This window comes from Pseudomonas sp. COR18 (genome assembly GCF_048568395.1).
Taxonomy (GTDB): domain Bacteria; phylum Pseudomonadota; class Gammaproteobacteria; order Pseudomonadales; family Pseudomonadaceae; genus Aquipseudomonas; species Aquipseudomonas fuscovaginae_B.
Genome location: NZ_CP183808.1, coordinates 4,716,153 through 4,738,352, shown reverse-complemented (window position 1 = coordinate 4,738,352; position 22,200 = coordinate 4,716,153). Strand labels below are relative to the sequence as shown.

Here is a 22,200-nt window from a genome sequence, read left to right as displayed (position 1 = left end):
TGCGTCACCGAGCCCACACCCAATCACGGACGATCTCATGGGCAGAAGCCGCTACACCATCATTGAACCCGACCAACCGCACTTTCTCACCTGTACCGTCATGGAATGGCTGCCGCTGTTCACTCGCCCCACCCTGGTCAGCCTGCTGCTGGAGTCTTGGCGCTATCAGCAGGCTTACCAAGGCTTGCGCCTGCATGGCTACGTGGTCCTGGAAAATCATCTGCACTTCGTCGCCCAGGCACCGGAGTTGAACCGCTGCCTGAGTAGCTTCAAGTCGTTCACCGCCCGCCGGATCATCGACCAGTTGCAGCAGGACAATGCGCAGCGGGCCCTGCAGTGCCTGTGCTTCAGCAAGCGAGCACACAAGCGGGACCGGGTTTATCAGCTCTGGCAGGAGGGCTCACATGCGGAGCTAGTGTGTAGCGAGCGGGTGATGCGGGAAAAGCTCGACTATATCCACCACAACCCGGTGAAGCGGGGTTATGTCGACCTGGCGGAGCACTGGCGTTATTCCAGTGCTCGCAACTATGCCGGCCTGGAGGGGTTGATCGAGATTCAGCGGTGGGATGGATGAAGGCGTGGTGTGAGTCGAGGTGACGCGGAGCGTCACTGGCTGAATTCCCACGCGGAGCGTGGGAACTATCAGCGAGCGGGGGGTTAGAGGCCCCACCGATCGCTCCCGCACCGTGCATAGATCGTTCCCACGCCATGTGTCGATCGTCCCCACGCTTTGCGTGGGAATGCATCCAAGGACGCTCCGCGTCCACCTCATCTGCCCATATGAATTCGTGCTGGCAGGTAAAGAGTCCTTTTCTCCAGCCTGTATTTTTCTCAAAAGTGGGAATCGGGATACTCCTGCCCATTCCCACCCTCATTCCAGGAGTCAAGCATGTCCATTCCCGCCTTTGGTCTCGGTACCTTCCGCCTGCAGGGCCAGGTCGTCATCGATTCGGTGAAGACCGGCCTCGAGCTGGGCTACCGGGCCGTCGATACCGCCCAGATCTACGAAAACGAAGCCGAAGTCGGCCAGGCCATCGCCGCCAGCGGCGTGGCCCGCGACGAGCTGTTCATCACCAGCAAGATCTGGGTCGCCAACTTCGCCCAGGACAAGCTGATCCCCAGCCTCCGGGACAGCCTGCGCAAACTCGGTACCGATTACCTCGACCTGACCCTGATCCACTGGCCATCGCCCGCGGATGAAGTACCGGTCGCCGAATTCATGGCCGCCCTGCTGGAGGCCAAGGAGTTGGGCCTGACCCGCCAGATCGGTATCTCCAACTTCACCATCGACCTTATGCAACAGGCCATCGCCGCCGTCGGTGCCGAACAGATCGCCACCAACCAGATCGAACTGCACCCCTACCTGCAGAACCGCAAGGTCGTCGAGTTCGCCCGGAGCCAGGGTATCCGGATCACCTCGTACATGACCCTGGCCTACGGTGAAGTGCTCAAGGACCCGGTCATCCAGCAGATCGCCGAACGGCACCAGGCCACCCCGGCCCAGGTAACCCTGGCCTGGGCCATGCAACTGGGCTACGCGGTGATCCCCTCCTCGACCCGACGCGAGAACCTGGCCAGCAACCTCAAGGCCCGCGAGCTGCGCCTGAGCGACGACGACATGGCGCTGATCGCCGGCCTGGAACGCGGCCACCGCCTGACCAGCCCGGCCGGCCTCGCCCCGGCCTGGGATTGAGCCTCAGAGCAACTGGTTGCGCTTGGCGAACTCCGCCAGCGCGACCACCGACTTCAGGTTCAGCTTGTCGATCAGCCGGGTCTTGTAGGTGCTCACGGTCTTGTCGCTGAGCAGCATCAGCTCACTGATCTCCTTGTTCTTCATGCCGCGGGCGATGTAGCGCAGGATGCTCAGTTCGCGATTGCTGAGGTTCTCGATCTGGCGTGCCTCGGTTTCGTTGACATGGGCGACCAAACGCCCGTGATCTTCGAGACGGGGGAAGAAACTCTTGTTGAGCATCACCGCCCGCACCGCCAGTTGCAACTCATCGAGTTCGGCGGTCTTGGAGACATAGCCCAGGGCACCGGCGCGCATGCAGCGCTCGGAGTAGAACTCCGGCGATTGCTCGGTCAGCACCACGATCCTGCTGGGCAGTCCCAGCGCGCTGATACGGGTGATGACTTCCAGGCCATCGAGGCGGGGAATGTTCAGGTCCATCACGATCAACTGCGGTTCCAGTTCTCGCGCCCGCTGCACCGCATCGACGCCGTTGTCGGCCTCGGCGAGCACCTCGTAGTCGAGTTTCTCCAGCAATATCTTGATAGCCAGGCGAACGAACGGGTGATCGTCCACAATCAGTGCTGTACGCATCGCAAATCCTTGAGAAGTACGCCGGCCACTGCTTGAGACAGGTACGTGCTTGCATCGATCGAAAGAGAAAGGGATCCAACGAACTCAAGTGTAGGAAAGTTCTCGAAAACCTGCCTTGGCACGTCCCCTGGCGACCTCAAGGGCCAACCGGACGGATCGCGCACTTTAGCGAGCGGGGCCGGCGAGATATGTAGGAATAATCCCAAGACCAGGCTGCCGCAACGGTAGATGCGGTTCAATCGGTGGTGCTTGGACTCCAGAACGCCTGCTGCACCCGGCTGGAGGTCGACAACCGCGCCACCAGCGCATCCAGTTCGTCGCCATCGATCGAGGTGGCCGCCAGGGTCGCCTCGATCTCCACTTCGTCGTCGCCGACCGTGCGTACCTCGACGTCGCTGGCCGGGTAGTTGCTGCGCTCCAGTTCCTTCTCCAGCAGCGACAGCACGACCTTCTGCTCGGCCCGCAGGGCGGTCAGGTAGAGGACGTAGGTGACTTCCGCCGAGACCACGTCCAGCGGCTGGCGGTTGATGTAGTTGACGATCGGCCGCAGCAGGGTGTTCGCCGCCAGCACGAACAGGGTGCCGAGCAGCGCTTCGAGGATCAGGTCGGCCCCGGCACAGGCACCGACCGCTGCCGAGCCCCACAGGGTGGCTGCGGTGTTCAGGCCGCGGACGTTGCCCTCCTCGCGCATGATCACCCCGGCCCCGAGAAAACCGATGCCGGACACCACATAGGCGACCACCCGCACCGCGCCTTCGGCGCCGCCGAGACGGTTGGCCATGTCGACGAAGATCGCCGCGCCGACCGCCACCAGCACGTTGGTGCGCAGGCCGGCGGTACGCTGCCGGTACTGGCGCTCGAAGCCGATCAGGCCGCCGAGGATGAAGGCCGCACCGAGGCTGACCAGGGTGTCGGTCAGCGAGTCGAGGTTGATGTTGTCGAGGGCCTTCATCCATTCACTCCTGGGTCGATACGCGGATCACTGCCAACCGAACCGCCGGCTGTAGAAGCCCTTCACCGCCTGCGTCAGCGCCATGTACGCCAGCAGGATCGCCGGCAGGAACACGAAGTACAGCGACGGCAACGCCTGCAGCTTGAAGTAGTGCGCCAGCGGGCCCATCGGCAGGAAGATCCCCACCGCCATGATGATCCCGGTCATCACCATCAGCGGCATCGCCGCGCGGCTTTGCAGGAACGGAATCTTCGGTGTGCGGATCATGTGCACGATCAGCGTCTGGGTCAGCAGGCCGACCACGAACCAGCCCGACTGGAACAGCGTCTGGTGATCCGGGGTGTTGGCATCGAAGACATACCACATCAAGGCGAACGTGGTGATGTCAAAGATCGAACTGATCGGCCCGAAGAAGAACATGAAACGCCCGACGTCCGCCGGCTGCCAGCGCTGCGGCTTGCGTAGCAGGTCCTCGTCGACATTGTCGAAGGGGATGGCGATCTGCGAAATGTCGTAGAGCAGGTTCTGTACCAGCAGGTGCATCGGCAGCATCGGCAGGAACGGAATGAAGGCACTGGCCACCAGCACCGAGAACACGTTGCCGAAGTTCGAGCTGGCGGTCATCTTGATGTACTTGAGCATGTTGGCGAAGGTCCGCCGCCCTTCGAGCACGCCCTCCTCCAGCACCATCAGGCTCTTTTCCAGCAGGATGATGTCGGCCGCTTCCTTGGCGATGTCCACCGCGCTGTCCACCGAGATCCCGATATCGGCGGTGCGCAGGGCCGGTGCGTCGTTGATGCCGTCGCCCATGAAACCGACCACATGGCCGTTGGCCTTGAGCAGGCGGACGATGCGTTCCTTGTGCGACGGGGTCAGCTTGGCGAACACGTTGGTGGTCTCGATCGCCTTGGCCAACTGCTTGTCGCTCATGCGCTCGATGTCGTTGCCCATCAGCAGGCCCTGCTGCTCCAGGCCGACCTCACGGCAGATCTTGGCGGTGACCAGTTCGTTGTCACCGGTCAGCACCTTCACCGCGACACCATGTTCGGCCAGCGCGCGCAGGGCCGGCGCGGTGCTTTCCTTGGGCGGGTCGAGGAAGGCCACGTAGCCGATCAGGGTCAGGTCCTGCTCGTCCGCCAGGCTGTAGACGTCGCTCCCGGCTTCCATGGAACGCGCGGCAACCGCCACCACCCGCAGGCCCTCCTCGTTGAAGGCCGCGGTGACCTGGCGAATCCGCGCCAGCAGTTCGTCGCTCAGCGCCACCTCGGCTTCGCCGTGGCGAACCCGGGTGCACACCGACAGCACTTCCTCCACCGCGCCCTTGCAGATCAGCAGGTGCGGATGGTTCTGCTCGGCCACCACCACCGACATGCGCCGGCGGTTGAAGTCGAACGGAATCTCGTCGACCTTCTGGAACGCGGTGCCGACCTGCAGCTCGCGGTCGATCTCGACGTGCTCGAGCACGGCGACGTCCAGCAGGTTCTTCAGGCCGGTCTGGTAGTAGCTGTTGAGGTAGGCCATTTCCAGCACGTCCTCGGACTCCTCGCCCCAGACGTCGACATGGCGGGCCAGGAAAATCTTGTCCTGGGTCAGGGTGCCGGTCTTGTCGGTGCACAGCACGTCCATGGCGCCGAAGTTCTGGATCGCGTCCAGGCGCTTGACGATGACCTTCTTGCGCGACAGAAACACCGCGCCCTTGGCCAGGGTCGAAGTGACGATCATCGGCAGCATTTCCGGGGTCAGGCCGACCGCGATCGACAGCGCGAACAGCAGCGCCTCCATCCAGTCGCCCTTGGTGAAGCCATTGATGAACAGCACCAGCGGCGCCATCACGAACATGAAGCGGATCAGCAGCCAGCTGACCTTGTTGACCCCGTGCTGGAACGAGGTCGGCGCACGGTCGGTGGCGCTGACTCGCTGGGCCAGGGCGCCGAAATAGGTATTGTTGCCGGTGGTCAGCACCACCGCGGTGGCGGCCCCGGAGACCACGTTGGTGCCCATGAACAGGATGTTGTCCAGATCCAGCGGGTTGGTGGCGCTGGGGTCGATCTGGCGGACGAACTTCTCCACCGGCATCGACTCGCCGGTCATCGCCGCCTGGCTGACGAACAGGTCCTTGGCGGTCAGTACCCGGCAGTCGGCGGGAATCATGTCGCCGGCCGAGAGCACGATCAGGTCGCCCGGTACCAGTTGGCGGATCGGCAACTCGATGCGCTGGGCACCTTGCACCTGTGCGCTGGCCGCATGGAACTTGCCGAACACCGGCGTGGTGTCCGCGGCGAAATCCCGGCGCATGACCGTCGCGGTGTTGCTGACCATGGCCTTGAGGGCATCGGCGGCCTTGTTCGACTTGGCTTCCTGCCAGAAGCGCAGCAGGGTCGAGAGCACCACCATGGAGAAAATCACCGTGGCGGCCTTGAGGTCGTCGGTCAGCCAGGAGATCAGCGCCAGCAGGGTCAGCAGCAGGTTGAAGGGGTTCTTGTAGCAGTGCCACAGGTGCATCCACCACGGCAGCGGCTGCTCATGCTCGACCTCGTTGAGCCCGAACTGCTCGCGCAGGACCTGGGCCTGGGCTTCGCTCAAGCCGTCGGCATGGGCACCGAGGCGCTCCATCAGTCCCTGGGGATGATCGTTGGCCGCCGCCACCAGGGTCTGCGCCAGGGTCGGCGGGACCTCGCGGCTGACCGTCGCGTCGGTCATGCTTTCGAGCAGGGCCAGGCGGCGGAAGTGCCGGGCAAAGTGCCGGGTCCGCAGGAAACCGGCAAAGAATTCTTTCAACAGGGTGAGTTTCATGGGGCTGCCTCCCGTACCACCGACCCGGCTCCTGCAACGGCAGGGACACGGGCGACGTTGATCTTGCGGGCAGAGTCCGCATGCGCGATACCGCCAGGCCGCGTTGCCCCGGATGGGACAGGCGCGGCCGGCCGCCTGGCGAAAACGCCAGGCGTGTCGATAGCGTCGCGACGGGCCACGGGGGCCGCATCACAGGCTGTTCAGTGTCGGGAAAAGGGACTTCGGGATACCACCACCAGGGGCGTGATCGGGATGCCGCTTCTCGCTTTCGGGCGAGACAACGGCAGGGAGAGACTGCGCGTTATCTTGCCGAGAATATGCCGGTCATCGGAACCGGCCGACTACTGTCACTCGAACAAGTACCCACATGGGCCTCCGCAATGGATGAAAACGCGCGAAGCTTACACTTCGACATTTGCAGGGTAAACGGTAACAAGGTGTTTCGCAGGGCTACCGGAAAGTTCTTCAGGAAGGGTTCAGGTTCGGGCCGCCCGGCCTCATTCACAGTCCCACTGGCGCATACGGGCACGGCAGTGTTTCATCGCGTTGACGATGTGCTTTTCCACCAGGCTGCGGGAGATGTTCAGGCGTTCGGCGATCTCCGGGTGCGACAGGCCCTCCAGCTTGCGCAGCATGAAACTGTCGCGGCACAGGCGCGGCAGCTCGGCCAGGGCACGTTGCAGCATGTGCAGGCGCAGGTCATGGTCCAGTGCGGTCTGTGGCGAAGGACTGAAAAACCGCTCATCGGTATCGAGCACCGCCAAAGGCTCGTTCTGGCGCACGGCATTGCGCCGATGGTCGTCGATCATCAGGTTCATCGCCGTGCGATAGAGGAAGGCCCGCGGCTGTTCGATCGGAGTATCGCTGGAGCGCTCCAGCACGCGTAAATAGGCATCATGCACCACATCCTCGACAACCTGACGGTTGCCCAGTCTCGCATTGAGGAAACACACCAGCTCGCGGTAGTAGTTTTCCAACATGACTCCTGTCCGCACGCTCGGCGGGCCTGTCCCTGAGCCATCGGCGGCCAGGGCTCGATGATGGCAGTTTGAAAAGATGTAATTTATAGTAATTCTCATATAGATTTAAAGTGTTCCCGGGCAAAAGCCTGAAATGTCTGGAAAAACAGCGCCGGACAAAGGCTTAAATTCGCACCAGGGCTTCTCGTCTAACTGAAATCTCCCGTGTCCCTTCCAGCAGCCGGAAACAGCCCGCTGGCGTGATCACGGATCGATCTTCCATCGGCTGGAACCCTGCATGAAACGTCCTCGACGCACCCGACGCGCCCTGCTTGTCTCGCTCTGCCTGATCCCTGTCATTGCCTTCGCCACCTGGCAGATCCTGCCGCCGGGGCGCGACAGTTTCGCCACCGTCACGGTCAATCGTGGTGACATAGAAAGCAGTGTGACCGCCCTTGGCACCCTGCAACCGCGCCGTTACGTCGATGTCGGCGCCCAGGCCTCCGGGCAGATCCACAAGATTCACGTCGAGGTCGGCGACCCGGTCAAGGAGGGCCAGTTGCTGGTCGAGATCGATCCATCAACGCAGAAGGCCAAGCTCGACGCGGGCCGCTACTCCATCGAAAACCTCAGGGCCCAGCTCCAGGAGCAGCGTGCCCTGCATGATCTGGCCCGGCAGAAATACCAGCGCCAGTTGCAGCTCAATGCCGGCGGCGCCACCCGGGTCGAGGACATCCAGAGCGCCCAGGCCGAGATGCGCACCACCCAGGCGCGCATCGACATGTTCCAGGCGCAGATCCTCCAGGCCCAGGCCAGCCTGCGCAGTGCCGAGGCGGAACTGGGCTACACCCGCATCTACGCCCCCATGGCCGGCACCGTGGTCGCCCTCGATGCCCGCGAGGGCCAGACCCTCAATGCCCAGCAGCAGACGCCGCTGATCCTGCGCATCGCCAAGCTGTCGCCGATGACCGTCTGGGCCGAAGTCTCCGAAGCCGACATCGCTCACGTCAAACCGGGCATGAACGCCTACTTCACCACCCTCAGCGGTGGCAACCGGCGCTGGAGCAGCACCGTGCGACAGATCCTGCCGGTACCGCCCAAGCCCCTGGAACAGTCCAGCCAGAGCGGCAGCAACAGCCCCAGTGGCAGCAGCAAGAGCGGTGCCGCACGGGTGGTGCTGTATACCGTGCTGCTGGATGTCGATAATGCCGACCAGGCCCTGATGGCGGAAATGACCACCCAGGTATTCTTCGTCGCCGATCGCGCGCAGAACGTCCTCACCGCACCGATCGCCGCCCTGCAGGGTGGCGACGAGCCCCACCGGCAGACCGCCAGGGTCGTCACCCCGGAGGGCCGGATCGAGACCCGTGAAGTGCGCACCGGCATCAGCGACCGCCTGCGCATACAGGTGCTCGACGGCCTGGCCGAGGGCGACCATCTGCTGATCGGCCCGGCCGTCGGTAGCGGAGGCTGAATGCAAACGCCACTGATCGAACTGCAGGACATCCGTAAATCCTACGGTGGCGAAGACAGCCCACGGGTGGACGTATTGCGCGGCATCGACCTGTCGATCCATGCCGGCGAGTTCGTCGCCATCGTGGGTGCCTCGGGCTCGGGCAAGTCGACCCTGATGAACATTCTCGGCTGCCTCGACCGCCCCACCTCCGGCAGCTACCGCTTCGCCGGCGAGCCGGTGGCCGAACTCGACACCGACGAACTGGCCTGGCTGCGCCGCGAGGCCTTCGGCTTCGTGTTCCAGGGCTATCACCTGATCCCCTCCGGCTCGGCCCAGGAAAACGTCGAGATGCCGGCCATCTACGCGGGCACTCCGGCGGCCGAGCGCCATGCCCGGGCCGCCGCCCTGCTCGACCGCCTGGGCCTGGCCAGCCGCCGCGGCAATCGCCCGCATCAGTTGTCCGGCGGCCAGCAGCAACGGGTGTCGATCGCCCGTGCCCTGATGAACGGCGGCCATATCATTCTCGCCGACGAACCCACCGGCGCCCTCGACAGCCATAGCGGGGCCGAGGTGATGACCCTGCTCGACGAACTGGCGAGCCAGGGCCACGTGGTGATCCTGATCACCCACGACCGGGAGGTCGCCGCCCGCGCCAAGCGCATCATCGAAATCCGCGACGGCCTGATCATCAGCGACAGCGCCACCCAGGCCGACGCCACCCCAGCCACTGCCACCCCCGGCTCCCTGCAGGCCGTGGACCTGCGCCAGCGCCTGAGCGACGGCAGCGAGTACAACGGTGCCTGGAAAAGCGAACTGCTCGAGGCTGTGCAGGCCGCCTGGCGGGTGATGTGGATCAACCGCTTCCGCACGGCCCTGACCCTGCTCGGCATCGTCATCGGCGTCGCCTCGGTGGTGGTCATGCTGGCGGTGGGCGAAGGCAGCAAGCGCCAGGTCATCGCCCAGATGGGCGCCTTCGGCTCCAACATCATCTACCTGAGCGGTTCCGCTCCCGCGCCCCGTGCGCCACTGGGCATCATCACCCTGGACGACGTGGCGGCGCTGTCGGCGCTGCCCCAGGTGAAAATGATCATGCCGGTCAACGGCAATGACGCCACGGTCCGTTTCGGCAATCTGGACCACAACGCCTATGTCGGCGGCAACGACACCCAGTTCCCGGCGATCTTCAACTGGCCGGTGGTCGAAGGCAGCTATTTCACCCAGGACGATGCCAGAAGCGGCGCGGCGGTGGCGGTGATCGGCCACAAGATTCGCGAAAAGCTGTTCGCCCACCTGCCCACACCCATCGGCCAGTACCTGCTGATCGAGAACGTACCGTTCCAGGTGGTGGGCGTGCTCCAGGAAAAAGGCGCCACCTCCGGCGAGACCGACAGCGACGAGCGGGTGGCGATTCCCTACTCCGCCGCCAGCGTCCGCCTGTTCGGCACCCGCAACCCGGAGTACGTGGCCATCGCCACCAGCGACGGACGCAACGTCAGGGACGCCGAGCGCGCCATCGACCAGGTGATGATGACCCTGCACAACGGCCGCCGCGACTTCCGCCTGACCAATAACGCGGCAATGATCCAGGCCGAAGCCCGGACCCAGAACACCCTGTCGCTGATGCTCGGCTCGATTGCCGCCATCTCGTTGCTGGTGGGCGGGATCGGCGTGATGAACATCATGCTCATGACCGTCCGCGAACGCACCCGGGAAATCGGCATTCGCATGGCCACCGGCGCCCGCCAGCGCGACATCCTGCGCCAGTTCCTCACCGAAGCGGTGATGCTCTCGGTAGTCGGCGGCCTGGCCGGCGTGGTGCTGGCCCTGGGCGTCGGCGGCATCCTGATACTGAGCAAGGTCGCCGTGGCCTTCTCCCTGGCCGCCGTGACCGGAGCCTTCGCCTGTGCCCTGGTTACCGGGGTGATCTTCGGCTTCATGCCGGCCCGCAAAGCCGCCCGGCTCGATCCGGTGGCAGCCCTTACCAGTGAATGATCGATCTATGAAGCCGCAACTCTCCCTACTTACGGTGTGCCTGCTGCTCAATGCCTGCAGCGGCCCCGCGCCCCATCCGGACAGCGGCCTGGTGCCGCCCGCCGCCTGGCAGTTCGCCCAACGCCCGGCACTGCAACAGGATCATCGCCAATGGTGGCGACAGTTTGGCAGCCCCGAACTCGACCAACTGATCGACCAGGCGCGCCTGGGCAGCCACGACATCGCCGCCGCCGCGGCACGGGTGCGCCAGGCCCGGGCCAGCGCGGTGATCGCCGGCGCCCCGCTGCTGCCACAGGTCGACCTGAACCTGGACGCCAGCCGCAACAAGCTGCTGCACGGCACCGCCGACAGCGACAACAACAGCAAGAGCTTCGGTGCCGGCCTCAGCGCCACCTACGAGGTGGACTTCTGGGGCGGGCTGGCCGCCAGCCGCGACAGCGCCCTGCAGAGCCTGCGCGCCAGCGAGTTCGACCGGGCCACGGTGGAACTGACCCTGCTCGGCGGCGTCGCCGACCAGTACGCCCGCACCCTGTCCGCCCGCGAGCAGCTGCGCATCGCCGAACTGAACCTGGTCAATGCCCAGAGCGTGCTCAAGCTGGTGCAGACCCGTTACGACTCAGGCTCGGCCACCGCCCTGGAGTTGGCCCAGCAGAAAAGCCTGGTTGCCGCCCAGCAGCGCCAGTTGCCGCTGATCCAGCAACAGGCCGGGGAATCGCTGATCAGCCTGGCCGCCCTGCTCGGCCAACCGGTGCAGGCCCTGAAGATCGGCAGCCAGCCCTTCTCCAGCCTGGGCTGGCCGCGGATCGATGCCGGCCTGCCCAGCGAGCTGCTCAGCCGCCGTCCGGACATCGCCCGCGCCGAGGCCCAGTTGGCGGCGGCCCAGGCCGACGTCAAGGTGGCCCGGGCGGCGCTGCTGCCGAAGCTGACCTTGAGCGCCCGCCTGGGCTCGGAGTCGAGCGAAGCCTCCGAGGCCCTGCGCACGCCGTTCTACAACCTGACCGCCGGACTGGTCGCACCGGTGTTCAACCACGGTCGCCTGCGGGCGCAACGGGACAAGGCCACGGCCCGTGAAGAGGAACTGCTGGAAAGCTATCGCGGGGCGATCATCAATGGCTTTGCCGATGTCGAGAAGGCGCTCAACAGCATCGAGCGCCTGGACCAGCAACGCCAGTGGCAGGAAGAGGAACTGCGGCAGGCCAAGGCGGCTTTCGAACTGTCCCAGAGCCGCTACCGGGCGGGCGCCGCCGACCTGCTGACCGTGCTGGAAACCCAACGTACGCTGTACGCCGCCGAAGACCTGAGCGTGCAATTGCGGCTGAGCCGCCTGCAGGCGAGTATCGCCCTGTACAAGGCCGTGGGTGGGGGCTGGAGCGAGTTCTGATGTTGTTCCGCTGACGGTGACGCCCAGCGTCATCGGCTGCATTCCCACGATCCAGCGCCCGCCCCGGACGCTCCAGGCCCACTCGCGAATAGCCATCGACGTTCCCACGCTCCGCGTGGGAACGCCTCGCAGGGCGCGCCGCGCCCATTCACAGGAACCTTAGAAGAAACGATCTTTCAGCGACAGGTGGCGGGCATACCACGGGCGTCGCGGCACGCGCTTCAACAGGTCGGACAGCCCCTTGTCGTCGGCGAAGGTGATACGCAGCGCCAACTTCATGGTCTCCGGGTCCATCTCCACCGACTTGCCGACACTCAGGCCCGGCGTGGTACTGCAGCCATGGGTACTCGGCCCCAGCCACGGATCATCCACCTCGACCCAGCGCCCGGGGGCGAACCACGGCACGCCATTGACCTGCAGGCGGGTGACCTGGCCTGGATGAAAACGCTCGTGGGCACGGAACCAGTCCTCGATCCGATCGTCGATCCAGCCATGGAACAGCCAGAACACCGGGTGCACATGGGAGGAGAACGGGTCGCCGAGAAAATCGTTTTCCGGCCGGAACCAGCGCGGGGCGAAATCGGTGAACTCGCGGGCCATCGGCACCGGTGCATCGTTGGACGGATCGCGGGGCACCGCGGCCCAGCGCATGTGCAGCCAGTCGTGCAGGCCCAGCTCGAGTTCCGAGCCGAACTGGCCCAGGGTCAGCTTCGACAGGTAACGCGGGTCGGTGTACTGCGACTCCCAGACCTGGAAGTTGCTGTGGTAGGTCTCGCTGCTCTTGATGTCGCTGACCCATTGACTGTAGTCGTCATCGTCCTCGGCCAGCCAGGTCGGCGGCACGGCCCAGCCGTCATGGTTGTCGAAGTAGCGGACAAAGCCCTGGCGATCACGCTCCAGTTCCGGCTGCGGCGGCGGGAAGCGGCGCCAGGACGGCAACGGCTGGATCGCGCGCGCCGCCTGCAGCATGTGCCTATGCATGAAGAAGAAGTCGATTCCCGAACCATTGCGGTCCTTGCGCGGCCCACGGGCATCGCGCTCCTTGTTCCGGGGTCCGGGCTGCCAGCCGATGCCGCGCAGGCCGTCACGCTTGTCTTCGGGCAGGGTGTGCCACTTGTCCCGGGTGGCGTGCCAGAGCTGGTGGAACAACCGATGCTCGGGCGACACCAGCCAGGCCAGCAGCGGCGCGCTCAGGCCGATGCGGTCGCGGGCTTCGGGAAAGGTGTGCTTGGTGGCGACGAAGCGACTGTCCAGTTGGGTCAGCGCCAGTGGCCGGTCAAGGCGCTCGATACGTCCGGTGAGGGTGCCGCTGCCAGCATTGCCATAGGTGCCCCAGACCTCGTCGAGGACCATGCTCAGCTCGTATTCGGGGAACACCTCGGTGCCGCGGAACAGCCGCCAGAACAGCCGTGCACCATCGGCCACCGCCAGGTCGCCGACCACCCGCAGGCGCGGTTCGGCCGCGCCACGCAGGCCCTCGGCCGTGTCGATGAAACCGCAGACCGCCCGGCCACGCGGAGCAATGTCGAGCAACACCTGCACACCTTCCAGGGGCAGGCCGGCCAGACCGGCATCGCGGCCCTCGAAACGAATGTTCCAGACACCGCGCAAGTTGTCGGCCAGGCGTTGGCCTGCCGTGTCGAGCAGATCGACCGTGGCCTCGCCCGGCGTGATCGGCTCGTCCTCGCGCGTCAGTTCACGGTGTGCGTAATAAGCCGCGGGGATGGCGGCGCCGGTAAGCGCCAGGCCCGCTATGAATCCTCGTCGAGAAATCGTCATCGCCCTACCTGTGTCGGCCCTGAAGCAGGCCTTATCCCAGCTAGGACGTTGAACCGCGGGGGAAATTTAGCCTGTCGCGAACCCCGAAAGCGCTAAATTCCCGACACCTGCGCTCGTTCTTCCCAGATAGCGAAAGCCCTTGTGGCTGCCTGTGACCTGCGAACCAGAATGAGATGGCAATGACAAAACCGCGTTCGAAAAAGGCTCTCTACATCGGTCTGCCCCTGGCCCTGGCCATCGGCGCCGCCTCGGCCTGGCTGGGCTGGCAGTACTGGCCCAACCAGGGATACCCGCTGAATATCGTCAAGCAGGCGGACGAACTGCAGGAACGGATCATCTCGTTCGACAGCCACATCACCGTGCCACTGACCTTCGGCGCCGAAGGCCGCGAGGCGGACAAGGACGGCTCCGGCCAGTTCGACCTGGTCAAGGCCGACCGCGGGCGCCTGTCCGCCGCCGCGCTGACCGTGTTCGGCTGGCCGGAGATCTGGAACGGGCCGAACGCACCCCATCGCCCGACAGCGGGCTTCGTCGACGAGGCGCGCAAGCAGCAGGAAGTGCGCTACAAGATCATCACCGGCATGGTCCGCGACTTCCCCAACCGCGTCGGCATCGCCTACACCCCCGATGACATGCGCCGGCTGCATGGCGAAGGCAAGTTCGCGATCTTCATCAGCATGCTCAACGCCTACCCGCTGGGCCACGACCTCAGCCTGCTGGACACCTGGACCGCGCGCGGCATGCGCATGTTCGGCTTCAGCTACGTGGGCAACAACGACTGGGCCGACTCGTCCCGCCCGCTGCCGTTTCTCAACGATACCCCCGACGCCCTGGGCGGCTTGTCGGATATCGGCAAGCAGGCGGTGCATCGTCTCAATGACCTGGGGGTGATCATCGACGTCTCGCAGATGTCGACCAAGGCCCTGGAACAGGTCAGCCAGTTGAGCCGCACGCCGATGGTCGCGTCGCACTCGGCCCCCCGCGCGCTGGTGGATATCCCGCGCAACCTCAGCGACCAGGAAATGCAACTGATCAAGAACAGCGGTGGCGTGGTCCAGATCGTCGCCTTCCCAGCCTACCTGCGGCCCTTGAGCCAACCGACCCAGGACAAGCTCAACGCCCTGCGCAAGCGCTTCGACCTGCCGCCGCTGCCCAACCAGGCGATGGCGCTGATGCCTGGCGATCCGATCATCACCGTCTGGCCGGAACAGCGCTTCGGCGAGTACGCCAGCGAGCTGTACGCGATCCTCGACCAGGAGCCCAAGGCCGACCTCAAGGACTTCGGCAACGCCATCGACTATGCGGTGAAGAAAATCGGCATCGACCACGTCGGCATCAGCTCGGACTTCAACGACGGCGGCGGTATCGACGGTTTCAAGGACGTCAGCGAGGCACGCAACGTGACCGCCGAACTGCTCCAGCGCGGCTATTCCGAAGCCGATATCGCCAAGCTCTGGGGCGGCAACTTCCTGCGGGTCTGGGACCAGGTGCAGAAGGCGGCCAAGCACTGAGCATCCCCGGTCCTTCTTGATACGGGAAACGGTCTTGACCGTTCCCGTTGAGCACCGATCCATTATCCAGACCGTCCAAGTGATCCTTCATGACTGACCGCAGAACCTTTCTCAAACAGGCCGGCCTGCTCGCTGCCAGCCTACCGCTCGGGGCCAGCCTGGACCTGGCCGCCGCTGCTCCCGCAGCGACCGCCAAAGCTGCCCAGGGTGGCGACAAATGGGCGCAACTGCGCCAACTGTTCGACCAGGACCCGGACTACCTGCACTTCTCGAACTTCCTGGTCACCAGCCACCCCAAGCCGGTACGCGACGCCATCGAGCGCTACCGCGCGGCCCTCGACCGCAACCCGGGCCTGGCGATGGACTGGGACCTGGCCGAAACCTGGAAACGCGAAAGCCAGGTGCGCCATGCCGCCGGGCGCTACCTGAAGGCCCAGCCGGGCCAGATCGCCCTGACCGGCAGTACCACCGAAGGCCTGGCGATGATCTACGGCGGTATCCATGTACGCCCCGATCAGGAAATCCTGACCACCGAGCACGAGCATTACTCGACCCGCAATACCCTGCGGTTGCGCACCGAACGCGAAGGCACCCGCGTGCGCAAGATCAGCCTGTTCGAGAACCCTCACCGGGTCTCGGCCGATGAAGTGCTGGGCAACATTGCCCGCGCCATCCAGCCGCAAACCCGGGTACTGGGCATGACCTGGGTACAGTCCGGCAGCGGAGTCAAGCTGCCGATCGGCGAGATCGGCAAGCTGGTGAAGGAACACAACCGCAATCGTGACGACAAGGACCGCATTCTCTACGTGGTCGATGGGGTCCACGGCTTCGGTGTCGACAACCTCGACTTCCCGGACATGCACTGCGACTTCTTCATCGCCGGCACCCACAAGTGGATGTTCGGCCCACGCGGCACCGGTATCGTCTGCGCCCGTTCGGAGGAGGTCAGGGACGTCACGCCGCTGGAACCGACCTTTTCCGAGGACACCAACTTCGCCACCTCGATGAGCCCGGGCGGTTACCACGCCTTCGAACACCGCTGGGCCCTGGACCAGGCCTTCGAACTGCACCTGGAACTGGGCAAGGCCGATGTGCAGGCGCGGATCCACGCCCTCAACAGCGAGCTCAAGCAACGTCTGCAGGCCGACTCACGCATCGAACTGGTCACGCCCATGAGCCCGGAACTGTCGGCCGGCTTCAGCTTCTTCCGGGTCAAGGGCCAGGACAGCGACCAGGTCGCCGCCCGCCTGCTCAAGAACAAGGTGGTGGTCGATGCGGTGGACCGGGACGTCGGTCCAGTGGTGCGCACGGCTCCCGGCCTGCTCAATACCGAAGCCGAACTGGACCGCTTCATGACCCTGCTCGGCCAGCAGCTATGAACCGCTGCCCGGCGGTACGACCCACCGTTTTCAGACTTCTGCCTGCGAGAGATCCCATGACAGCACAATCCACCTGCACACGCTCCCGTGTCGGCCTCCGGTCGGCCCTGACCCTCGCCGCCCTGTTCGCCAGCGGGCTGTGCGGCAATGCCTTCGCCGCCAGCGCGCCGCTGCCGGGCAAGGTGTTCAAGGACTGCAAGGACTGCCCGGAAATGGTGGTGCTGCCCGCCGGCACCTTCACCATGGGCAGCCCCGAGGACGAGATCGGCCGCGAGCCGGACGAAGGGCCGATGCATGAGGTCACCTTCAAGAAGGCCTTCGCCATCAGCCGCTTCCAGGTACTGGCCGGCGAATGGAAAGCCTACCTGCACAGCACCGGCTACAAGATGCCGGACGGTGATACCCGCCCGGGCCGCGAGTGCCTGGCCGGCGAGCCGCGCTACCCCATGAGCGACCGGCAGCCGGCGGTCTGCATGGACTGGCGTGAGGCCGAGGCCTATACGAAGTGGCTGTCGAAGAAAACCGGCAAGGCCTATCACCTGGTCAGCGAGGCCCAGCGTGAATACGCCGTGCGCGGGGGCACCAAGGGCCCCTTCCCGTTCCCCTTCGACGAGGGCAAGGAATACAGCATCGCCAAACACGCCAACACCTACGGCCCGGCGGACGGTTTCAGCTACACCTCGCCGGCCGGCAGCTTCCCGCCCAACGCCTTCGGCGTCTATGACGGCCACGGCAATGTCTGGGAATGGACCGCCGACTGCTATGTCGACACCTACCAGGGGGCACCGACCGACGGCAGCCCGCGCCTGGACAGCCATGAATGCGAGGACCGCCGTTCGATCCGCGGCAATGACTGGACCGAAGCGCCGGTCTTCTCCCGCTCCGCCAACCGCAACGAGCGCAGCGAGTACACCCGCGGCGACTGGCTGGGTTTTCGTGTCGTGCGCGAACTCTAAATCCCACCCCGAAACGCTCGTCTAAAGAGTTCAGGGCGCCGTGCGCGGCGCCTGCTTCCGAAGACCTTCACGAGTAGCCCCCATGCCTCTCCAAGCACAAAGCCTCGCCCAGGAAACCCTGAGGATCCTCAAGCCCTTCTGGCTGCTGGTGGTCCTCTCGGCCGCCCTGGGGGTTGTCAGTGGCCTGAGCGTCACCGCCCTGCTGGCGACCATCAACGACGCCATGAATGCGAGCGGTGGCCCGGACACCCGTATCGCCCTGCTGTTTGGCGGTCTGTGCGTGCTGACCCTGGCCTGCTCGACCCTTTCCAACCTGCTGACCAACTACGTCGGCCAGCGGGTGGTCGCCCGGCTGCGGCAGGAACTGGCCGCCAAGGTGCTGGTGGCGCCCATCGAGCAACTGGAACGTTACCGTGCCCACCGGCTGATCCCGGTGCTGCTCAACGACGTCAGCACCATCAGCACCTTCGCCCTGTCGGTGGCCCCGATGGTGATCGCCTTCACCGTCACCGTCGGCTGCCTGGCCTACCTGGCCGCGCTGTCCTGGCAGATTCTGGCCCTGACCCTGTTGACCGTGATCATCGGCAGCGGCGCGCAGTGGCTCGCCCACCGCGTCGGCATGCGCAGCATCCTGCGGGCGCGGGACGGCGAAGACGAGTTGCAGAAGCACTACCAGGCGATTTCCGCCGGGGCCAAGGAACTGCGCATCCAGCGCCAGCGCCGCCAGTTCATGCACGACCAGCAGATCCACGGCACCACCGAACGCATCAGCCAGGCCAACATCCGGGCGGCGAACATCTTCGTCAGTGCCGAGACGTTCGGCTCCATGCTGTTCTTCGCGGTGATCGGCATCGCCATCACCTTCCAGGCGTTCTGGCCGAACACCGACAAGACCGTACTCGGCGGCTTCGTACTGGTCATGCTGTACATGAAGGGGCCGCTGGAACGACTGGTCACCACCATCCCAAGCATCAGCCGCGCCGAGATCGCCTTCCGCCGCATCGCCGAGCTGTCGTGGCGCTTCTCCTCGCCGGAACCGCACCTGCTGGTGAGCGACCGGGACATCGAGCCGACGCCGCTGCAGAGCATCGAGCTGCGCCAGTTGCGCTACGACTATCCGCCGGTCGACGGCGTTCCGCCGTTTCACCTGGGCCCGGTCGACCTGACCATCCGCCAGGGCGAAATCGTCTTCATCGTCGGCGAGAACGGTTGCGGTAAGACCACCCTGATCAAGCTGCTGCTGGGCCTGTACACACCACAACAGGGAGAGGTCCGCCTCAATGGCAGCCCGGTCAGCGCCCAGGGCCTGGACGACTATCGCCAGCTGTTCACCACCATCTTCGCCGACTACTACCTGTTCGACGAAGTGGCGCAGGGCGGCACACCGCTGCCACCGGAGTCGATCAAGTACCTGGAACGCCTGGACATCGCCCACAAGGTCAGCATCCGCGACGGCAGCTTCAGCACCACCGATCTGTCCACCGGCCAGCGCAAGCGCCTGGCGCTGCTCAATGCCTGGCTGGAACAACGCCCGGTGCTGGTGTTCGACGAATGGGCCGCCGACCAGGATCCGGCGTTTCGCCGGGTGTTCTACACCGAGCTGCTGCCCGAGCTGCGCGACCAGGGCAAGACCATCATCGTCATCTCCCACGATGACCGTTATTTCCCGGTGGCCGACCAACTGGTGCGCATGCAGGCCGGGCAGATCCAGGTCGAACGCGTGCAACGCGAGGCCGTACCCGCCTGACCCCCACCACCCCGCGCGCAAGGCGCGGGGTGAACCCGCCTAAATTACCCCGCCGCCACTTCGTTCTTCCTATAGCCAGCGACCCGACAGTCCCTCCGGCATTGCGTTGCGCGCACAACGCCCATGGAAGAACGCCCCCTCACCGAAATTTTTCCGCTTTGTTTTCCGATTTTGTCGGGCTGGTGCGTCTTCTTCTCAAGTAAGAACAATTCCTACTCGCTTTTCCACACTTAGAAAGAGCTGAAAGAATGCCGACAACACATCGACTGACCCCCTTGAGCAAGGCCTTGCTGGTTCGCAAGATGCTGCGCTCGCCTGTCACGCTCGGCGCCATGGGGATGGCGCTGGCACTGCCGATGGCTGCACAGGTACAGGCCCAGGAGTTCGAATTCAACATCGCCGCCCAGCCACTGGCGGCGGCCCTGCAGGAACTGGGGCGCCAGGGCAATATCCAGGTGCTGTACAACCCGGAGCGGGTGCAGGGCCTGCAGGGGGCAGCGGTCAAGGGCAAGCTCACCCCGGGCCAGGCGGCCAGCGAGTTGCTGAAGAACACCGGTGTGAACTACAGCTTCCAGGGCGACACCCTGACCCTGAGCAGTGCCCCGGCCACCACCAGCTCGGGCCTGAACCTGGCGGCCACCACCATCAGCGGGCAGGCCCAGACCCTGGGCACCAGCACCGACGGCACCGGCTCCTACACCACCGGCGTGGTGACCATCGGCAAGACCGCGCATTCGCTGCGGGAAACACCGCAGTCGGTCACGGTGGTGACCCGCCAGCAGATGGATGACAAGAACCTCACCAAGCTCGACGAGGTGATGGCCCAGACCACCGGTATCACCCGCTCCAATCGCAACTTCGGCGGTAACGTGTTCAACTCCCGCGGCTTTACCCTGGAAGACGACAGTTACATGATCGATGGCGTTCCAGGGTTGGCCTACAACCTCACCGGCTGGATCCGGCCCGACATGGCGGTATTCGATCGCGTCGAGGTCCTGCGCGGCGCTTCCGGCCTGTTGGTCGGTGCCGGCAACCCCGGTGGTGCGGTCAACCTGGTGCGCAAGCGTCCGACTTCCGATCCGCGCTTCTCGATCAGCACCAGTGCCGGCTCCTGGGACAATTACCGCATGGACCTGGACGGCAGCGGCCGGCTCAATGAGCAAGGCACCCTGCGCGGTCGTGCCGTGGTCGCCTATGAGGATCGTGGCTATTTCCAGGATGGGCTCAACTCCCAGACCCCATTGCTGTACGGCATCGTCGAAGCCGATCTGAACGACTCCACGACCCTGGCCGTCGGCCTGCGCCATCAACGCACGCTCTACCAGGGCTACACGATTTTCGGCCTGCCGCGCTACAACAACGGTCGAGAGATTGACGTTTCACGCTCCACCTCGCTGGGCCAGGACTGGAACCGCCACGAAATCGAAGTCAACGAAGTCTTCGCCGACCTGGAACACCATCTCAACGACAACTGGACCAGCAAGGTCTCGGTGACCCAGTCGCAGAGCATGTTCAACCAGCGTGTGGCCTATTCACAGGGTGCCTTGGACCCTGCGACTCAGAGCGGAACCTTTCTCTCCAACACCCAGTTCCGCCGTGAATACGTCACCAGCAAGGGGATCGATGGTCATGTTTCGGGCAACTTCGACGCCTTTGGCCTGACCCACGAGTTGATGGTCGGCGCCAACTGGTCGCAGCAACATATCCTGAGCAAGCAGTCACTGTTACCGATCGACCTGCCGATCGACGTCTTCGACCCCAACCACCATCTTATCTCCAAGCCGCAGCAACCGTCCTGGCAGAGCCTGGACGATATCACCCAGCGCCAGTATGGCCTCTACAGCACCTTGCGCCTGCGCCTGGCCGAGCCTTTGAGCCTGGTACTCGGTGGCCGACTGAGCTGGTACAAGAACGACAACACTCGATACGACTATCCCAGCGACATCACGGGTATAACGGCCACCAGGGCCACCCCCAACGACTACCGTGAAGACAAAAAATTCACACCCTTCGCCGGGCTTATCTACGACCTGGATGAACAGTGGTCGTGGTACGCCAGCTATGCCGATATCTTCCGCCCGCAGAGCAATTACCGGACCGAAACCGGCAAGAGCCTGAAACCGACCCTGGGATCGAACTATGAAACCGGCATCAAGGGCGCGCTGTATGATGGCCGCCTGAATGTCTCTGCCGCGGTGTTCTACATCAAACAGAAAGACCTGTTCCAGACAGACGACGCCACGACCGCCGCAAACCCCGATGCCTGCCAGCGAAACAACCCCAGCAGCGGCTCCTGCTATGTAAACGGTCCACCCAGCACCAGCAAGGGCGTAGAGCTGGAAGCCAGCGGCGAAGTCGCCACCGGCTGGCAGATGAGCGCCGGCTACACCTACAACATCACCCGCAACGACGACGGCTCTTCAATCGACTCGGAAACGCCGAAACACATGCTGCGTGTTTCCACCATGTACAACCTGCAAGGCGACCTGAATCGCCTGAGCGTGGGCGGCGGCGTATCGACCCAGAGTGGTTACGTATCGCACTTCAACGACCAGGATATTCCCAACCCGGGCCGGGCCATCTGGGATGCACGCACGCAATACAAGCTGGACGACCACTGGAAACTGTCGTTCGACCTGAAGAACGTCTTCGACAAGAAGTACTACGAGGCGACCGGCGAACTGCGTCGCGGCAGCTACTACGGCGAACCCCGCAACTTCATGGTCACCCTGCGCGGTGACTTCTGATCGCACAAGGTTGGCGTCAAAAGAACCAAGGGGCGACCCTTGGTTTTTTTATGGGCGACTGTTTCGATGGAGAGCGGGCTGCCCACGCTCGGCTGCGAAGCGGCCCTGGAACCGCAGCACTCGGCTCATCTGATACGCCGGGTGCCCAGGGGCCGCTACACGCCCCAGCGCGGGCAACCCCGCTCGCCAAACGATCAGTCACCCGGAACAGGAATGCAGTAGCTG

General features: G+C 64.5%; 15 protein-coding genes. 10 read left to right on the top strand and 5 right to left on the bottom strand.

The window, feature by feature from the left end; translation table 11 throughout:
• Nucleotides 1-37: 37 nt before the first annotated feature.
• Both ACM62G_RS21710 and dkgB read left to right on the top strand, forming a co-directional pair.
• Nucleotides 38-574: an REP-associated tyrosine transposase gene (locus ACM62G_RS21710; protein WP_419735520.1), complete on the top strand. Its 537-nt coding sequence runs from the start codon at nt 38-40 to the stop codon at nt 572-574.
• A 315-nt stretch (nt 575-889) separates the two neighbouring features.
• The gene (gene dkgB / locus ACM62G_RS21705) at nt 890-1,693 is read left to right on the top strand and encodes a 2,5-didehydrogluconate reductase DkgB (protein WP_419735519.1); all 804 of its coding nucleotides are present in this window, start codon (nt 890-892) and stop codon (nt 1,691-1,693) included.
• Between the two features lie 3 nt (nt 1,694-1,696).
• On the opposite strand, the gene ACM62G_RS21700 is transcribed toward dkgB, so the two are convergent.
• The 4 genes from ACM62G_RS21700 to ACM62G_RS21685 form a co-directional block, all read right to left on the bottom strand.
• On the bottom strand, nt 1,697-2,323 hold the full coding sequence (locus ACM62G_RS21700) for a response regulator (protein ID WP_419735518.1): 627 nt from the start codon (nt 2,321-2,323) through the stop codon (nt 1,697-1,699).
• A gap of 235 nt (nt 2,324-2,558) precedes the next feature.
• The gene (locus tag ACM62G_RS21695; protein ID WP_419735517.1) at nt 2,559-3,275 is read right to left on the bottom strand and encodes an MgtC/SapB family protein; all 717 of its coding nucleotides are present in this window, start codon (nt 3,273-3,275) and stop codon (nt 2,559-2,561) included.
• Between the two features lie 27 nt (nt 3,276-3,302).
• On the bottom strand, nt 3,303-6,068 hold the full coding sequence (gene mgtA, locus ACM62G_RS21690; RefSeq protein WP_273822564.1) for a magnesium-translocating P-type ATPase: 2,766 nt from the start codon (nt 6,066-6,068) through the stop codon (nt 3,303-3,305).
• Between the two features lie 497 nt (nt 6,069-6,565).
• Nucleotides 6,566-7,045 (bottom strand): sigma-70 family RNA polymerase sigma factor, encoded by a 480-nt coding sequence (locus tag ACM62G_RS21685; protein WP_273822595.1) that lies wholly within the window; start codon nt 7,043-7,045, stop codon nt 6,566-6,568.
• Between the two features lie 280 nt (nt 7,046-7,325).
• Between ACM62G_RS21685 and ACM62G_RS21680 the strand changes: the two genes are divergently transcribed.
• From ACM62G_RS21680 to ACM62G_RS21670, 3 genes are read left to right on the top strand one after another with little or no spacing between them, the layout of a single operon-like run.
• On the top strand, nt 7,326-8,501 hold the full coding sequence (locus ACM62G_RS21680) for an efflux RND transporter periplasmic adaptor subunit (protein WP_419735516.1): 1,176 nt from the start codon (nt 7,326-7,328) through the stop codon (nt 8,499-8,501).
• On the top strand, nt 8,502-10,475 hold the full coding sequence (locus tag ACM62G_RS21675) for a MacB family efflux pump subunit (protein WP_054062855.1): 1,974 nt from the start codon (nt 8,502-8,504) through the stop codon (nt 10,473-10,475).
• A gap of 7 nt (nt 10,476-10,482) precedes the next feature.
• Complete coding sequence (locus ACM62G_RS21670) at nt 10,483-11,856, top strand: efflux transporter outer membrane subunit (RefSeq protein WP_419735515.1); 1,374 nt, start codon at nt 10,483-10,485, stop codon at nt 11,854-11,856.
• A 159-nt stretch (nt 11,857-12,015) separates the two neighbouring features.
• Here ACM62G_RS21670 and ACM62G_RS21665 read toward each other — a convergent pair whose 3' ends face one another.
• The gene (locus tag ACM62G_RS21665) at nt 12,016-13,635 is read right to left on the bottom strand and encodes a hypothetical protein (RefSeq protein WP_054062857.1); all 1,620 of its coding nucleotides are present in this window, start codon (nt 13,633-13,635) and stop codon (nt 12,016-12,018) included.
• Between the two features lie 179 nt (nt 13,636-13,814).
• Here ACM62G_RS21665 and pvdM point away from each other — a divergent pair, with 179 nt between their 5' ends.
• From pvdM to ACM62G_RS21640, 5 genes are all read left to right on the top strand, one after another.
• The gene (gene pvdM, locus ACM62G_RS21660; protein ID WP_054060704.1) at nt 13,815-15,146 is read left to right on the top strand and encodes a pyoverdine-tailoring dipeptidase-like protein PvdM; all 1,332 of its coding nucleotides are present in this window, start codon (nt 13,815-13,817) and stop codon (nt 15,144-15,146) included.
• 89 nt (nt 15,147-15,235) lie between these two features.
• On the top strand, nt 15,236-16,525 hold the full coding sequence (locus ACM62G_RS21655; protein WP_273822571.1) for an aminotransferase class V-fold PLP-dependent enzyme: 1,290 nt from the start codon (nt 15,236-15,238) through the stop codon (nt 16,523-16,525).
• A gap of 56 nt (nt 16,526-16,581) precedes the next feature.
• Complete coding sequence (locus tag ACM62G_RS21650) at nt 16,582-17,481, top strand: formylglycine-generating enzyme family protein (protein WP_419735514.1); 900 nt, start codon at nt 16,582-16,584, stop codon at nt 17,479-17,481.
• An 82-nt stretch (nt 17,482-17,563) separates the two neighbouring features.
• The gene (locus tag ACM62G_RS21645; protein WP_419735513.1) at nt 17,564-19,228 is read left to right on the top strand and encodes a cyclic peptide export ABC transporter; all 1,665 of its coding nucleotides are present in this window, start codon (nt 17,564-17,566) and stop codon (nt 19,226-19,228) included.
• A 248-nt stretch (nt 19,229-19,476) separates the two neighbouring features.
• The gene (locus ACM62G_RS21640) at nt 19,477-21,975 is read left to right on the top strand and encodes a TonB-dependent siderophore receptor (RefSeq protein ID WP_419735512.1); all 2,499 of its coding nucleotides are present in this window, start codon (nt 19,477-19,479) and stop codon (nt 21,973-21,975) included.
• The last annotated feature ends 225 nt before the right edge of the window (nt 21,976-22,200 follow it).

Coding starts and splice junctions, on each gene's coding strand:
- ACM62G_RS21710 (WP_419735520.1), top strand. CDS start 38: ATGGGCAGAAGCCGCTACACCATCATTGAACCCGACCAACCGCACTTT.
- dkgB (WP_419735519.1), top strand. CDS start 890: ATGTCCATTCCCGCCTTTGGTCTCGGTACCTTCCGCCTGCAGGGCCAG.
- ACM62G_RS21700 (WP_419735518.1), bottom strand. CDS start 2,323: ATGCGTACAGCACTGATTGTGGACGATCACCCGTTCGTTCGCCTGGCT.
- ACM62G_RS21695 (WP_419735517.1), bottom strand. CDS start 3,275: ATGAAGGCCCTCGACAACATCAACCTCGACTCGCTGACCGACACCCTG.
- mgtA (WP_273822564.1), bottom strand. CDS start 6,068: ATGAAACTCACCCTGTTGAAAGAATTCTTTGCCGGTTTCCTGCGGACC.
- ACM62G_RS21680 (WP_419735516.1), top strand. CDS start 7,326: ATGAAACGTCCTCGACGCACCCGACGCGCCCTGCTTGTCTCGCTCTGC.
- ACM62G_RS21675 (WP_054062855.1), top strand. CDS start 8,502: ATGCAAACGCCACTGATCGAACTGCAGGACATCCGTAAATCCTACGGT.
- ACM62G_RS21670 (WP_419735515.1), top strand. CDS start 10,483: ATGAAGCCGCAACTCTCCCTACTTACGGTGTGCCTGCTGCTCAATGCC.
- ACM62G_RS21665 (WP_054062857.1), bottom strand. CDS start 13,635: ATGACGATTTCTCGACGAGGATTCATAGCGGGCCTGGCGCTTACCGGC.
- pvdM (WP_054060704.1), top strand. CDS start 13,815: ATGACAAAACCGCGTTCGAAAAAGGCTCTCTACATCGGTCTGCCCCTG.
- ACM62G_RS21655 (WP_273822571.1), top strand. CDS start 15,236: ATGACTGACCGCAGAACCTTTCTCAAACAGGCCGGCCTGCTCGCTGCC.
- ACM62G_RS21650 (WP_419735514.1), top strand. CDS start 16,582: ATGACAGCACAATCCACCTGCACACGCTCCCGTGTCGGCCTCCGGTCG.
- ACM62G_RS21645 (WP_419735513.1), top strand. CDS start 17,564: ATGCCTCTCCAAGCACAAAGCCTCGCCCAGGAAACCCTGAGGATCCTC.
- ACM62G_RS21640 (WP_419735512.1), top strand. CDS start 19,477: ATGCCGACAACACATCGACTGACCCCCTTGAGCAAGGCCTTGCTGGTT.